Genomic DNA, 14,744 nt, shown 5'->3' with positions numbered 1-14,744 from the left:
AAAGAACATATGTATATTATGGATGTACAAACCTGACATGTAATGTAATGGCGCATGGGTGCGAAGCCGGACTACGCGACGAAGGAATCAGGCGGATATAAACCGAGAAAAGCGAATTAATTGGAGATTGAATACGATGGAAAGTGCTGGTATAGTCCGTAGGCGGAGGAGTATTCTTATATGGAAGTTCTTAACAAAGAAACCGGGGGCTCTGCCCCCGGTTCATTATTTTTTGGAGACGTATTTGCGCATATCGAATGCGACGGCCAATACAATGATAAGCCCTTTAATAATAAGCTGCCAATACGGATTGACACCGATGAAGGTCAGACCGTAATTAATGACTCCAAAGATGAGCACGCCCGCCATAATGCCGGGCACGGTACCGATGCCGCCCGAGGTCGATACGCCTCCCACGACGCAGGCTGCAATGGCGTCAAGTTCATACATATTCCCGTAGTTGTTCGTCGCTCCGCCCGTGCGCGCCGCTTCCAGCACCCCGGCCAAGCCGTATAGCGCGCCGGCAATGGCATAGATCGCGATTAAATTGCGGCTGACGTTAATGCCGGACACCTTCGCCGCCTGTATGTTGCCGCCGATGGCGTACATGTTCTTGCCGAGCCGCGTCTTGTTGAATACAATCCAGACGAGCAGCGCGACCGCAATCGCGATGATGACGATATACGGCACGGAGTACGGCCCGTTCGGTCCGATGTAGCCGGTTCCGAGGCGGCTGAAGTCCTCGCGCAATCCGCCGATAGGCTGCGATTGATTCGGCTCCATATCGAAATAAATTGAGTTGAGCCCATACACCGCAACCATCGTGCCAAGCGTGGCGATAAACGGCGGCACACTGAACTTCGACACGATAAAACCATTGATTAGCCCGACGATAAGCCCTGCCGCAATGGCCAACAGGACCGGAACCCAAAGCGGAAGCTGCTGCAAATCGGGGAAAAATTTGCGGGGATACTCGGACAATTGCAGCATTGAGGCCGACAGAACCGCCGTCAAGCCGACGACGCGCCCTGCGGACAGGTCGACTCCGCCGGTAATGAGAATAAAAGCCGCTCCCAGCGCAATAATCGCCCGCGTAGACGATTGCAGGAATATATCGCGAATTGTCGTTACGGACAGAAATCTCGGGTCCCAGAAAGCAATGCCCACAACTAACAGGAGCAGTACGATGTATATCGCATGTTGTGACGCGAACTGCTGTGCATTTTTGATGCGGGTCATAATATGTCCTCCTTCAGTGTGCGGCATGCTGGGCAGCAAGACGCATAATCTCTTCTTCGGTAGCCTGCTTCCCATCGATAATTCCGGAACATCTTCCCTCGCACATGACCATGATGCGATCGGACATGCCCAGCAGCTCGGGCATTTCGGAAGAGATCATAATAATGCTCTTGCCCTGCTGCGCCAGTTCGGCAATGATGGAATAGATTTCGTATTTTGCGCCGACATCGATCCCGCGGGTTGGTTCATCCAGCAGCAAAATTTCAGGATCGGTGAGCAGCCACCTCGCCAACAGCACCTTCTGCTGATTACCCCCAGACAAGTTCTGAATGAGCGTGCCTATCGATGGGGTCTTTACGCGCAGCATTTCGACGCTCCGCGCTACGTCCGCTCTTCGCTTCTTGTCATTCAATAACCCATACGGAGCAACATATTGGGCTTGATTCGCGATAACCGTGTTTTCCATGACGGACAGCACCGGAAAAATCCCTGTCACCCTCCGCTCCTCCGTCAGCAAGGCCATGCGGTGCTTCTTGGCATCGAATGGCGAGCGGATGCGCACAGGCTTGCCGTGAAGGGCGAGTGTGCCGGATTGCACGGGGCGCAAGCCGAACAGCGCTTCAAGCAACTCGGTCCGCTGCGCGCCGACGAGCCCGCCCACCCCCAATATTTCTCCTCGCCTCAGCTCGAAGCTGACATGCTGGAATGATTTTGGAAGCGGTGATGTCAATCCGTCGACGCGCAGAATGACTTCGCCCGGCACATTGCTCCGCTCCGGGAACCGCTCCGTCAACTCCCGTCCGACCATCCTTGAAATAATGAGATCGGTCGTCATTTCATGCGCCGGCCAAGTGCCGATATGCCTGCCGTCCCGCATAATCGTAACCTCATCGGAAATGCGTAAAATTTCTTCCATTTTATGAGAAATATAAATAATGGCCACGCCCTGCCGCTTAAGCTGCTCGATAATCGTAAACAACTGCTCCACCTCATTGCCCGTTAACGATGAGGTCGGTTCATCCATGACAATGATTTTAGACTGAAAGGAGACTGCCTTCGCAATTTCAAGCGCTTGAATTTTGGATACGGACAAGCTTCCGACTCGAACTAACGGCGCGATGTTCATGCCAAGATCAGCCATCAGCCGCTCTGTATCCTGCAGCATCGTCTTCTCGTCAACGATTTTGAACGGACCGATCCCCTTCATCGGAAATCGCCCGAGCCAAATATTCTCCATTACATTGCGATGCGGAACTGGATGCAGCTCCTGATGAATCATCGAGATGCCGAGCTTGAGCGCATTTTTCGAATCCATAATGCTTACCTTTTGCCCCTGCAAGACGATGTCTCCTTCATCAGGCTGATAAATGCCGAACAAACATTTCATGAGTGTCGACTTGCCCGCTCCATTCTCCCCCATAAGCGCATGTACCGTTCCCGCGCGCACCTTGAGCGTAACTTGGTCAAGCGCTCTGATCCCCGGAAATTGCTTCGAGATGCTGTTCATTTCCAACAAATAGGGTTCGTTATTCAATGATGTGCCTCCGTTCGCGGGGAAAGGTCTATTGGGCGTCATCGATGTTGTCCTTTGTAATCTTTTTATACGGAATCCAGACAAACTTGCCGTCCGTCAGATCATATCCGCTGCTGTCTTTGTTCGGGACTTCCCCCTTCGCCAATACAGCGGCCAGATTCAGCGCCGCCTTCCCTTGGTTCTTGGCGTCGTTCAACACCGTGCCAAGCATCGTGCCGTCCTTGAGCGCTTGGAGAGCCGGAGCGGTCGCATCGACCCCGACGACCGGCATCTTCTTCTTGCCGCCCGTAAAATATCCCGCTGCCTTCAGCGCCTCAACAGCGCCAAGCGCCATGTCATCGTTGTTCGCAAGCACCGCTTCAATTTTGTCGCCGTGAGCGGCAAGGAACGCCGCCATTTTCTCTTGGCCTTTCACGCGATCCCACATGCCGGTGTCTTCCGCCACCTTCTCCACCTTAATGCCCGCATCCTCAAGCGCCTGAACGGAGTACTTCGTGCGCAGCTCCGCATCTTGGTGGCCCGGCTCCCCCTTAAGCATGACGTATTGAAGCACGCCGTCCTTGTTCTTATCCGCGTCTGGATTGGCCTTCCAATAATCGACGATGAGCTGGCCTGAAATAGTGCCGGATTCTTCCGCCTTGGCACCGACATAATACACTTTATCCCACTTCTTCATATCTTCCGGCAGCGGTTCACGGTTCAGAAATACGACCGGAATGTCGGCCGCCTTCGCCTTGTCGATCATGACTCCAGCCGCGGTTCGATCGACCGGATTGATCACAAGCGCATCCACTTTTTTCGTAATGAACAAATCGATCTTGTCATTCTGAGTCGGTTGTGAATTTTGGCTGTCTACGATATCGACCTTCGCCTTGCCGTTTGCCGCTTCCGTAATTGCATTGCGCACACCGGTCATGAACGTATCGTCGAACTTATAAATCGCAACCCCGATATTTGGCTCGGTGCCGGCTCCGCCCGAATCGCCCCCTTCCGCGCCGGACGAACCGGAGGAGCAGCCCACAACCGTCAGCATGGCGCCGATAAGCAGCGTTGCCGTCCATTTCTTCATTCCTAACAACCTCCCTTTTGTTGTAAAGCATATACGGCTATGAATTTATTATGACGAAGACATCGTTCATAAAGAACAGAAAATCCTCATCATTTCTATTGAAATCCTCACATCATTATTGATTAAAACTCCTTGAGCCGAATCATCTGTTACATAATCACGCGTCGACTCTTGGGCATTCTTGAAATATGGCGTTCGTAACAGCCGCGCTCAGACTGAGATCAGACCCATCATCAGATCCTGAATAAGGGGGAGAGTGAGACAAAGGATGGAACAGCCATATCTGCTCTCCGGCAAAGCCCAAGTGACAGCATCCAGGCGCAAAAAAATCCTTGATACACCTGTCAGGCGCATCAAGGATAAACTACTAATCTCCAATCGGTATTCGGTTCCTGCCGTCTGCTCTCCTTAATTTCCGGGCGCTACGGGCCATTAGCCCTTGCCCTTCACATCGTGAATGATGGCACGGCTCTTCTCCAAATAGGTGACTGAGTTGTCGTAATTGCGGCTCGCCACCCCCAGATAGAGAATATCGATAATATTGAGCTGGGTAATGCGGGATGCCATCGCTCCGCTGCGGATCTCGTTCTCCGTCGAGGAAATATAGAGCGGAATATCGGCAATGCCGCTTAGCGTAGAGTGTCCGTACTTCGTAATGCTAATCGTGGTCGCGCCTGCTTCGCGAGCTGCTTTAAGACTGGCAATGGCGTATTCCGTCTCCCCCGAATACGAGATGCCGATAGCCGCGTCCCGCGACGTGAGCATCACCGATGAGGTCAATTGCAAATGCGGATCGGTAAAAGAAAAGCTTGTCTTGTTAATCCGCAAAAATTTGTGCTGCGCATCCTGCGCTATCAGGTTCGAGGCCCCCAAGCCGAAAAAGTACAGCCGATCCGCCTTGTGCATCGCCTCTACCGCCAGCGCCACCATGGGCGCATCCAATATTTTGACCGTATCGCGAATCGATTGAATGTTATTGTTCGATACGTTCTGAATAATCGTCTCCACCGAATCGTGAGGCCGGATCTCTTGGTAGCCCTGGGGCTCCTTGCCTTCCTGCAAGTCGCCGGCCACCTTCAGCATGAGCTCCTGGTATCCTTTGAATCCCATCGACTTGCACAGCCGGATGACCGCCGCTTGACTTCCCCCGCTCTGGCGAGCGAGCTCCGCAATGGACAGCCCAATCATATCCGCTGGATGCTGTAAGATGAATTCGGCGACTTTGCGTTCGGATGGCGTAATATCGTCCAATATTTCCCGCAGCCGCACCAATCCTCCGTTCATTCGCCATCCCTCCTTCACCTTCTTATTGTAGTGCATCGGCGGCATCGGCGCCATCACTTCAAGTACTGTACCCGCTGAGTCAAGGCTCCCCGCGGAACGGCAAACGCCTGCGCCCGTTTGAAGCCGGCCGGGGCGCCGCGGACAATCGTCAGCGCTTGGTAATATTCAATAAACGGAAAGCCGTACGTTTCGCCGCGCGCATAGGTATACACATTCATCGCCTTGACCCACGTGTTGTAGGCGTCCTCCGGAATATCAACGAACACCTCAGGGTGAAAGTCATATGGGTCCTCCCAATTGTCGGCATAATACAGCTTCGCGGCGTAGTGTGCCGGCTGCGCCCGTTCAATTGTCTTAAGCCCGGCATAGAAGCGCGCGTCCTCCACGATATAGTGCGTATTCGCATGATCCTTGTGAATGCTGCCATGCCAGTGCGTAATCAAAATGTCCGGTTTCACTTCCCGTATCACGTCAGCGACTTCATACTTGACCTCTTCGTCGACCGGCAATTCCGCATCCTTATACGCTAGGAAGCGTACATCGGCACCTACGATTTCGGCGAAGCGATGCGCCTCTTCCACCTTCTGCTTCCCATAATCCTCCGGCGTCAGGCGCGGATGTCCCTTCTCCCCCGGGGTCAGGTGAAGGAAGGTGGCGCGGTGTCCAGCTTGCGTATACTTAGCGATGACGGCCCCTGCCGTCAAGTCCATATCTCCAGCATGGCCGCCTATGGCCAAAATATGCGATGTTGCTTCGCTTGTCATCGTCTGTTCCTCCGTTTCCGTTCAGGCTTCACGCTTGGCCGGCCGCTGTCTGTCCCGGCGCGGGCGCCTTCTCTTCCGGCTTCAGGGCATTGGCCGCTGCCAAGTTCATATAAATTCCCATTATCCCGACAAATAGACCGGCAAAACCGACAATTGTGAACAGCAAGCAAATACCGATGCATGCTGCCTGAAACAGAGCGCCGATCGTATAGCCCGGCCTTGCCACGAACATTTTCGCGCTCTTCGCCATCGCCGCCATAATCCCCATGTCATGCTGCACGACAAGCGGGATCGTATACAGCTGCGAGGCAAAGAACATGGCGGCGAAATACGTCTGGAACACCGCCAGCGCAAAGTAAAGCGCACCGTCCCGGCTCCCGTAATACCACCAGGACGAGATGACGATAAGCGCAAACAGCACGCAAAAAAGGGCGAACACGACCCCGCGACCATAGAAGCGAACCGCTCCGGCCCACACGTGCGCTACTTTTGGCTTCTCCCCCTTGAGCAGCCGGTGAGCGGCATGCAGCGCTCCGACGCATAGCGGAGCGTACAGCAGCACCACAGCTATGGCCGCCCAAGCAACGGGCAGCAGGAAGACTGCCGGCAGCAGCAAGGCCGAGGTCGCGAGGCTGAAGACCACGACCGCCACGATATCCCGATATACTTTCACTCCAGACTGGACGAGGATTTCGCTTAGTTTACGCATATCATTCATCATCCTTTCTCGTTGATTGGCTTAGCCGGTCGCGATGCGCTGCTCGCTCGACGGATCGAAGAAATGAAGCTTGTTCCGCTCGATGACGAACGTCTTCATCTGCCCGATGCGCGCTTCGGTCTCGGGGTTGACTTTCGCAGTCACGATGCGGTTGCCGATACGGAAATAGATTAGAGTTTCGGCCCCGAGATTTTCGATGACATGAATTGGAGCGGTTAATGCATGCTCCTTCGACACGTTCATCGTCAAGTCCTCGCCATAAATATGCTCCGGGCGAATGCCGACGACGACAGCGCTGCCGTCGTAGCTCTGCAGCATTTTCGCCTGCTCCTCGCCGAGGGAGATCGACTGGCCTTCCAATCGGATCGAGCCGCCTTCCACGCGCCCATCCATGAAATTCATGGCTGGCGAACCGATAAATCCGGCCACGAACATGTTGTCCGGCCGGTTGTACAGCTCCGTCGGGGAGGCGACCTGTTGAATGCGGCCTTGATTCATGACGACGATGCGATCGCCTAGCGTCATCGCCTCCACCTGATCGTGCGTGACGTAGACGATCGTCGCGCCAAGCCGCTTGTGCAGCTCCGCCAGCTCCACGCGCATCTGGACGCGCAGCTTCGCGTCCAGGTTCGAGAGCGGCTCGTCGAACAGGAACACCTGCGGATCGCGCACGATGGCGCGTCCGACCGCGACGCGCTGCCGCTGGCCGCCGCTCAGCTCGCGCGGCTTGCGATCCAGCATCTCATCCAAGCCGAGAATGGACGCCGCATCCTTCACCTTGGCCGCAATCTCCTCTTTCGGACGCTTCAAATTTTTCAAACCGAACGACAAATTCTCCTCTACCGTCATATGCGGATACAGCGCGTAATCTTGAAACACCATCGCGATGTCCCGATCCTTCGGATGCAGATGATTGACGATCCGATCGCCAATCAGAATATCTCCGCCAGACTGCCGTTCAAGTCCGGCAATCATGCGCAGCGACGTCGTCTTGCCACATCCCGACGGTCCGACGAACACGACGAATTCCTTATCCTCGACAACGAAGCTGGAATCGGATACGGCGGTGAAGTTCCCCCGCTTCTCGTCGTGAAATTCCTTAACGACATTTTTGAATTCAACTCGAGCCATATCGTTCCTCCTGAGCAGTTTCTAGCCTTTGACGGCGCCGATCGTAATTCCCTGCAGGAAATATTTCTGCAGCGAGAAGAACAGCACGATCATCGGCAATGCGGCCACTGTAGCCCCGGCCATCATGCCGCCATAATCGGTCGATTCCGCGAAGCGGAAGCTGGCCAAGCCGACCTGAATCGTCTGCATGTCCGAGCTCTGCGTGACGAGAAATGGCCAGAAGAAGTCGTTCCAGCTCGCCACGAAGGTGAAGATAGCAAGCACTGCCAAGCCTGGCTTCGCCATCGGCAAAATAATGTGCGTAAAGATGCGGAATTCGCTGCAGGCATCGATGCGGGCCGCGTGAATAAGCGATGTCGGCAGCGTCGACATGTACTGCTTCATCAAAAAGATATTACCGACTGTAGCGACCGACGGCAAAATGATGGCGGTATACGTATTCGCCATGTCGAACACGTTGATGACGAGCACATACAACGGAATCAGCGTTACCTGCGCGGGAATCATCATCGTGCTGAGCAGCACCCAAAAGACCGAATTGCTGCCGGGAAACTTCAGCTTCGCGAACGCGTAACCGGCAAGCGAAGCGACACGTTCGTCACCGTCAGCACGCCGGACACGAGCATGGAGTTGAACAGCCACTTCCAGGCATTCGTCTTCTGAAAAAAGCGTTCATAAGGGACAAACGACCAGAGGTCGGGAAACATCTTCGGCTTGTATACAGCCGCAGCGAGCGAATCTTGGAACGAGCCGATGAACATCCAATACAGCGGAACGATCGACAGCACGGCCCAGAAGATGATGACGATGGCGGCGACGGCGATAAACAGCGGGTACGATCTTGTTCTCACATGCTCTCCCCCTAGTACTCGACGTCCGACGAGAAAAATTTGAATTGAACGATCGATACGACGATGATGACGGCGGCCAGCACGAACGATTGCGCGGACGCGAGGCCGAAATCGTAGAATACAAAAGCGGTCTGGTACACCAAGTAAGCAATCGTCGTCGTGGCGAAGTTCGGTCCGCCCTGAGTCATCAAGTAGACGCTAATGAAGACCTGGAACGACGTGATGACGCCGGTCACGAGCAAATAGAGCGTCGTCGGCTTCAAAAGCGGCCACGTAATGTTGCGGAACTTCGACCAGCCGCTGGCATGATCGATGTCTGCCGCTTCATACAGCGATTTCGGAATTCCGCCCATCGCGGCCATATACAATATGATGCCGGCTCCATGCGAGCTGAAATAGGTTACCAGCATGAGCGTGAACAGCGCTGTGTTCGACTTGCCGAGCCATATGATCGGTTCGATGCCGAACAGGCCCAGCAGCATATTGAAAATGCCGTTCGGGGAAGGATCGAAAATCGCCAGCCATACAAGCGAGATGGTGACGCCGGAAGCGACGCCCGGCAAGTAGAGCACCGCCTTGAAGAACGTCTGCCAGGAACGCTTCATCTGAAAGATGAGATACGCCAGCCCGAATGTGATGATGATGTTGACCGGAACGGTGCCGGCAGTGAAAATGACGGTATTTTTCATCGACTTCCAGAAGACATCATCCCGAACCATCGTGTTGTAGTTGTCGAGTCCAATCCACGTCGAGTTCAACACCGTATACTTCTGAAAGCTCATAAGAAATGCCGAGACGACCGGATACAACGTAAAAACGAGAAATAGCAGCACCGGCGGCAGGATGAACACGTAAGCCCACCCGTAGTCCCGGAGAAAACGTCTCATTGCTGAGCCAGTTCTGGTGGGTGTTCCGGGCTTCATCGGACCGGTCGGGCGGCTCGGGAGCGCATTGTCGGCATGTTGCTGCATCACAATCCTCCTGTCCGATATCATATTTGTTGCATCAAAATGACGGGAAGAAGGAAGGGCCCCATACGACTGACATAGAGGGCCTCTTCCCGTCACTCACACTCTACTCGGCGTTACCCGCCAAACATTTGCTCGCCCTTGGCTTTGAATTCCTCCGCAATTTGCTGCGGAGTCTTCTCGCCGGCGAAGAGTGCTTGGAACGCTGGTTTTTGCACCTGCTCGCGGAACTGCTTCATCTTGGAGGAAACGTCCAAGCCGACCTTGTTCTCGACCGAAGGCGCTGGATTTTGGGCAAACTTCACCGCCGCATCCCAGTTATGCTGAGTTGCTTTGCCCTTGTCTTCGAACGCTTTCGCCTGCGACTTGCGCGTGAACGGCAGGCACAGCTCGTTCGAGGAGTTGCCCCCTTGCGCGCCCGTCAAGAAGTCGAGCACGAGGAACACGTTTTTCAAATGCTGTTCGTCTTTGCCGTTTTTCTGTTGGAACATCATGTAGCCTTCGCTGGTGGTGTAGGTTTTGGCCGGGTGTTTGTCGTGGTGAGGAACCGGAAGCAGGATGAATTCAATCTTTTCCCCGTTTGCTTTGCCTGCGTCGATATCTCTGTTGCGATTCGCGATCATCGTGTCGTAGTATGGAATCGCCTTGGAGATAATGGCGGCCTTGCCGTCGTAGAACATTTGCGTCCGCTGCTGCGGCGTCAGAGCGCCTGTTTCCTTCGGCATAATGCCATCCTTCATCAAGGAATCGACGAAGTTGAGCGAATCGAGAATGCGGTCGTCGTTCCAGATGAACTTGCCGCTCTCGTCCACCAAATCGACGAGGCCGGCATTTTTCGTAATGAGCTGGCTGAAATCAAGGCTCGTGCCATCGGTAACCACTCCGTACTGCATGGAATTGTCAGGCAGCTTTTTCGTCATTTTTTTGGCCAATTCCGTGAACTCGGTCCATGACCAGCCATTCTGCTGGATGCTCTTCCAATCGATGCCCGCTTCTTCCAGTATGCGCTTGTTGCCGCCCCATTCCCATTGGCCGGATGTCAGCGGCAGCATATATTGCTTGCCTTGAATTTGTCCGAATTCGAGTATACCAGGCTCGTAGTCGTCCTTAATCTCTTGCGTGAGGTAGCCGTCGAGCGGAACGACCATGCCGGTATTCACATAAGCGCCGGACAGGCCGCCGTAATAAATGTCCGGCGGGTTGCCGGCGTTCAAGGCGACGTCAAACTTCTTCGGCCCTTCCGCCCAGGAGAGCACTTCGAATTCGACTTTGATATTCGGATGCTGCTTCATGAACTCCGGAATGAGCTGCTTCAATTCGTCTTCATACGCTTGATGGACCGGATAAGTCCATACTTTCACCGTATCGGACGCCGCTGCATCTCCCCCGGCGCCTCCCGGCGTTTCCTTCGTGGCACTATTGCCCCTGCTGCACGCTGCCGCCACAACCATCATGGCGAGTGCGAGGAAGAGAACCAACATTTTTTTCCATGTATTCATTCGCAACCTATCCCCCTATTCGATATTGAATTCCGGATTGGCGATGGAACGCCGCATCACGTCAAACTTCCGGGTAATCGCAAAGCCCGACCGCGCGTACAGGACGCCGGCCGGCGTCGTTTCCCCCGTCCATAGAAACCAGGCTCCGTGCAGGCCGATGGCGCGCATGCCAAATAGCACGTCATAGAGCAATATTTTTCCTAACCCTCTGCCCTGCTGCGCGGGATCGACCCCGAACGGTCCGAATCGCTCCCGGATGCCTTCATAACCGCCGTGCATGCAGAACCCGACCAGTCGTTCCTTCTCCCGGGCAACTATAATCTGCGACAAAGGCAGGCCTTGCAAAATGCCTTCGCGTATGGCGCGCCCCCAATCGGGATTGAACACCCGTGTCGCGAATCCGATTAGCTCCACCAAATCGCGATCCTGTGCTGATTCGAACGAATATCCTTCCGCCAATCGCTGCCGCTTCAGATCTTGCACCTCCGCGGGAATTTCGAACCCGGCAAGCGGGATATCCATCGCAACCGCCCGCGCTTGCCGTACAAAGCCATGCCGCTGCAAGAAGGCCCGGCCCTCTGGATATGCCTTGGCATCAATTCCCGGCACGATGTAGTTCGGCGCGTAGGAGGCAAAGAAGACGGTCTGTCTGCCCTGCTTCCGCAGGAAGCCAAACGCATCGTGCAGAAGCCGGGAGCCGATTCCTTGGCGCCGATGCGAAGCAGCGGTAAAAAAGAACGGAATCCAGCCGTTCTCCGGCTCCACGTCTGTTCCATGCATAGGCAGACGGCGGCGGACGGCATAGACGCAGCCGACCAGATCCGTGCCTTCGAACGCGAGGCGCATCCCCTGCGGATCGAAGTTCGCGTCGAGCAGCACCAAGTTGCGGAATCGCTTGGCGGTAATCGGATCGGAGATGAGGGTGCGATTCCAGAGCGGGACGATGTGCGCTTCGTCACCCGGTTCATAGTAACGGTAGTTCAGGTCTGCCACAGGCGGCCCCCCTTTTTTGAGCTCATTTCATTCATGAAGCTGTGCGGCATTATGCTGCTTCTGCTTCGTGTTCAATCTCTTTTGGAAATATATTCACCCCCATTCAAAATCAATGCTTCGTAATCGTTTTATATACTGAGCACGGATGAGCACGGACATTTGCGGGTGGCGTTCTAAGCTCGCAGTGCCGCTGCGACTGCTTGATGGAAATCATGACGCAGCTTCGCAATGGATGCGTTGCGTCCGAAATGCACCCGATTCGTCAACAGGACAACGGCAAGATCGTGCTCGGGATCGATCCAGAGGCTCGTGCCCGTGAAGCCGGTATGCCCGTAGCTGCTCGGCGAAAATCCGCTGCCCGTCACATCTGCCGGGTCGTTTTTCAGCACCCAGCCCAGCCCCCTATGGGCCCCGGGGATATGGCGCGTATGGCTGCTGAGGGCTTGCCGGACCGCAGACGGCGAGAGGAGCGCGATGGCTTGCGCCGCATGGGTGTTGAATGCAGTGCCGGGCGGCGAATACGCGCAATGGTGTGCGGCTGCGCCGGCTTCGTCTACGCTGCCGCCTGCGTTGGCGCTGGCGAGCCACATCTGCGCGTATCGCGCCAGATCGCCCGCGGTGGCGAACAGCCCTGCATTGCCGCAGGCCCCGCCGAACGCGTCCGCATTCTCGTCATGCACGCGGCCCCAGCGGAACCCGTCCAGCGCTGGATCATACTCGGTCGCGGCGATGCGCGGGCGCCATTCGCACGGCGGGTTGTAGCGGCTGGCCGCCATTCCGAGCGGCCGGAATAGCAAGCGTTCGGCGGCCTGAGCGAGCGGCTCGCCCAGAAGCCGCTCCGCAATGCGGCCGAGTACGATATAGCCCAAGCAGCTGTATACGCAGCGGGTGCCAGGAACGTATACCGGCTTCATCCGGCAAATGTGCATGAACATTTCATCCGGCGTCCATCCGTGAGAGTACAAGTCACAGTGCGCGGCCAATCCCGAAGTATGCGCAAGCAGCTGGCAGATGGTAGCCGCGTCCTTGCCGGACTCCCCGAATTCCGGCACATAGGCGGCCGCCGGATCGTTCAGCTGGAGCTTCCCTTGATCCGACAGCAGCAAAATCAGCGGCAGCGTGACGACAACCTTAGTCAGCGAAGCGCAATCATAGAGGGTGTGGGCAGAGGCAGGTATCTTAGCATCGCTGCCCAACACGGCATGGCCTGCCGCATAAGTGGCGAAATGCCCATGCCGTGCGACAAGCGCGACGCCGCCGGGGATGTCCTGCTGCGCGACCGCATGATCGAGGAGCGCCCAAGCCGCTTGCAAATCGGTATTACTTAGGTCCAACCTCTCCGCTTCACCCGGTTGAACAGGCCTCTTCAAGACAAGCAACCGCTTTCATTTTGTTTTAAATCAAAGTAATCAAGCCACCGCGTCACTCGTTGCCTCCCCTTGTTCATCTCTGAATCTCCTCTCCAATCGGCAATTATGGCAGCGCCAGCTTCCCCATGACGGTCGAGCTTGCCGCACCGGTCACGGCAGGCAGGTTGTTGGGAACGCCATGCACAAAATCATTGGCCAGCAACGCGAAGGCAACCGCCTCTTTCGCATCGCCCGATAGGCCCCACTCGTCGGATGCCATCACCTTCTGCTCCGGCAGTTCCGCTGCCAGCCAGCGCATGAGCGTCGAATTGTTGGCCCCGCCGCCACTGACGATTACTTCGTGAACGGAATGCAGTCCGAAGACAAATTCGCGGTAAGCGCATGCAATCGAGCGTACGGTCAGCGCCGTGAATGTGGCGGCGATATCTTCGGCAGTCAACTGCCGATTGAGACCTTCCGCGATCCACACCGCGGCATATTCACGGCCGAACATCTCTCTCCCGGTCGTCTTGGCCGGTTCCAGCCGAAAATAAGGGTGAGCCAGCATCTCCAAGAGCAGCTCTTCATTCACCTTCCCTTGCGCGGCCCACTCCCCATTCCGATCATAGTGGAGCGCTCCGTCGGACAATTGGTATATCGCTTCATCGATCAGCATGTTGCCGGGTCCGGTATCAAAAGCGGTAACTGCATCAGACGACGCTCCCGCCGGAAGTATGGTACAATTCCCGATCCCCCCGATGTTCTGCACGATTCTGCCGATGTCGTCATGCCGGAAAAAAATATAATCCGCATACGGCGTCAAAGGGGCTCCTTGACCGCCCACGGCCATATCGGCCGGACGATAATCTCCAATAACGGGTTTGCCGGTCAGCTTGGCGATTACGGACAAGTCGCCGATTTGCAGCGTCGATGGCATAAAATAGGGTTCCTCTCCTATCACTGTCGGCTGGTGCCAGACGGTCTGGCCGTGCGAGCTGATGAAGTCGATGTCATCCAGCGGGAGCCCGGCCGATTCAGCCGCTTCCTGCGCGGCTTCGGCAAATCGCCGTCCTAAGTAGGCATTCATCACGCATAGGTCTGCGACGCGGGAATGTCCGTTGCTGCACAGCGCCTTTAATCGTTCCCGCAGCTCCGATTCATATTCCATGCAATGGAAAGCGAGCAATTCGGCCTTCGCATCCATTCCGCATCCATGCACTTGAACGACGGCAGCGTCAATTCCGTCCAATGACGTGCCGGACATTAAGCCGATAATGGTGTGAACCGGCTTGCCTGCCAATGGCACCCGCATTGTATCTCTCCCCCTTCTAGGATGACAGAATAT

12 protein-coding genes and 1 pseudogene are annotated in these 14,744 nt (G+C 55.4%); all 13 read right to left on the bottom strand.

What is annotated here, in order from left to right; all coding sequences use genetic code 11:
- Window positions 1-225 precede the first annotated feature (225 nt).
- On the bottom strand, window positions 226-1,239 hold the full coding sequence (gene mglC / locus JSQ80_RS16185) for a galactose/methyl galactoside ABC transporter permease MglC (protein ID WP_206096024.1): 1,014 nt from the start codon (window positions 1,237-1,239) through the stop codon (window positions 226-228).
- A 13-nt stretch (window positions 1,240-1,252) separates the two neighbouring features.
- Window positions 1,253-2,815, bottom strand: coding sequence for a sugar ABC transporter ATP-binding protein (locus JSQ80_RS16180; RefSeq protein WP_418888877.1), 1,563 nt, complete (start codon window positions 2,813-2,815; stop codon window positions 1,253-1,255).
- Entirely contained in the window at window positions 2,802-3,842 is a 1,041-nt protein-coding gene (locus JSQ80_RS16175; RefSeq protein ID WP_206096022.1) for a galactose ABC transporter substrate-binding protein, read from the bottom strand. The genes JSQ80_RS16180 and JSQ80_RS16175 overlap by 14 nt, the downstream gene beginning before the upstream one ends.
- 432 nt (window positions 3,843-4,274) lie before the next feature.
- The gene (locus JSQ80_RS16170; RefSeq protein WP_206096021.1) at window positions 4,275-5,126 is read right to left on the bottom strand and encodes a MurR/RpiR family transcriptional regulator; all 852 of its coding nucleotides are present in this window, start codon (window positions 5,124-5,126) and stop codon (window positions 4,275-4,277) included.
- Window positions 5,127-5,179: 53 nt separating this feature from the next.
- Window positions 5,180-5,890 (bottom strand): PIG-L deacetylase family protein, encoded by a 711-nt coding sequence (locus tag JSQ80_RS16165; RefSeq protein WP_206096020.1) that lies wholly within the window; start codon window positions 5,888-5,890, stop codon window positions 5,180-5,182.
- A gap of 28 nt (window positions 5,891-5,918) precedes the next feature.
- Entirely contained in the window at window positions 5,919-6,599 is a 681-nt protein-coding gene (locus tag JSQ80_RS16160) for a DUF2189 domain-containing protein (protein WP_206096019.1), read from the bottom strand.
- Between the two features lie 30 nt (window positions 6,600-6,629).
- The gene (locus JSQ80_RS16155) at window positions 6,630-7,739 is read right to left on the bottom strand and encodes an ABC transporter ATP-binding protein (RefSeq protein ID WP_206096018.1); all 1,110 of its coding nucleotides are present in this window, start codon (window positions 7,737-7,739) and stop codon (window positions 6,630-6,632) included.
- Between the two features lie 21 nt (window positions 7,740-7,760).
- Window positions 7,761-8,500: pseudogene (locus JSQ80_RS29155) on the bottom strand (carbohydrate ABC transporter permease).
- 101 nt (window positions 8,501-8,601) lie between these two features.
- Window positions 8,602-9,513, bottom strand: coding sequence for a carbohydrate ABC transporter permease (locus JSQ80_RS16145; protein ID WP_206097631.1), 912 nt, complete (start codon window positions 9,511-9,513; stop codon window positions 8,602-8,604).
- 161 nt (window positions 9,514-9,674) lie between these two features.
- The gene (locus JSQ80_RS16140; RefSeq protein ID WP_206096017.1) at window positions 9,675-11,057 is read right to left on the bottom strand and encodes an ABC transporter substrate-binding protein; all 1,383 of its coding nucleotides are present in this window, start codon (window positions 11,055-11,057) and stop codon (window positions 9,675-9,677) included.
- A 15-nt stretch (window positions 11,058-11,072) separates the two neighbouring features.
- On the bottom strand, window positions 11,073-12,050 hold the full coding sequence (locus JSQ80_RS16135) for a GNAT family N-acetyltransferase (RefSeq protein WP_206096016.1): 978 nt from the start codon (window positions 12,048-12,050) through the stop codon (window positions 11,073-11,075).
- A 173-nt stretch (window positions 12,051-12,223) separates the two neighbouring features.
- Window positions 12,224-13,420 (bottom strand): serine hydrolase domain-containing protein, encoded by a 1,197-nt coding sequence (locus tag JSQ80_RS16130; protein ID WP_240463690.1) that lies wholly within the window; start codon window positions 13,418-13,420, stop codon window positions 12,224-12,226.
- A gap of 103 nt (window positions 13,421-13,523) precedes the next feature.
- A complete protein-coding gene (locus JSQ80_RS16125) occupies window positions 13,524-14,711 on the bottom strand; it encodes an anhydro-N-acetylmuramic acid kinase (RefSeq protein WP_206096015.1) in 1,188 nt (395 codons plus the stop codon).
- Window positions 14,712-14,744: the final 33 nt, after the last annotated feature.

Source organism: Paenibacillus apiarius, from assembly GCF_017052585.1.
Taxonomy (GTDB): domain Bacteria; phylum Bacillota; class Bacilli; order Paenibacillales; family Paenibacillaceae; genus Paenibacillus_B; species Paenibacillus_B apiarius.
Note: the sequence above shows the minus strand (reverse complement) of the source record. Positions and strands in the feature narration are given on the sequence as shown.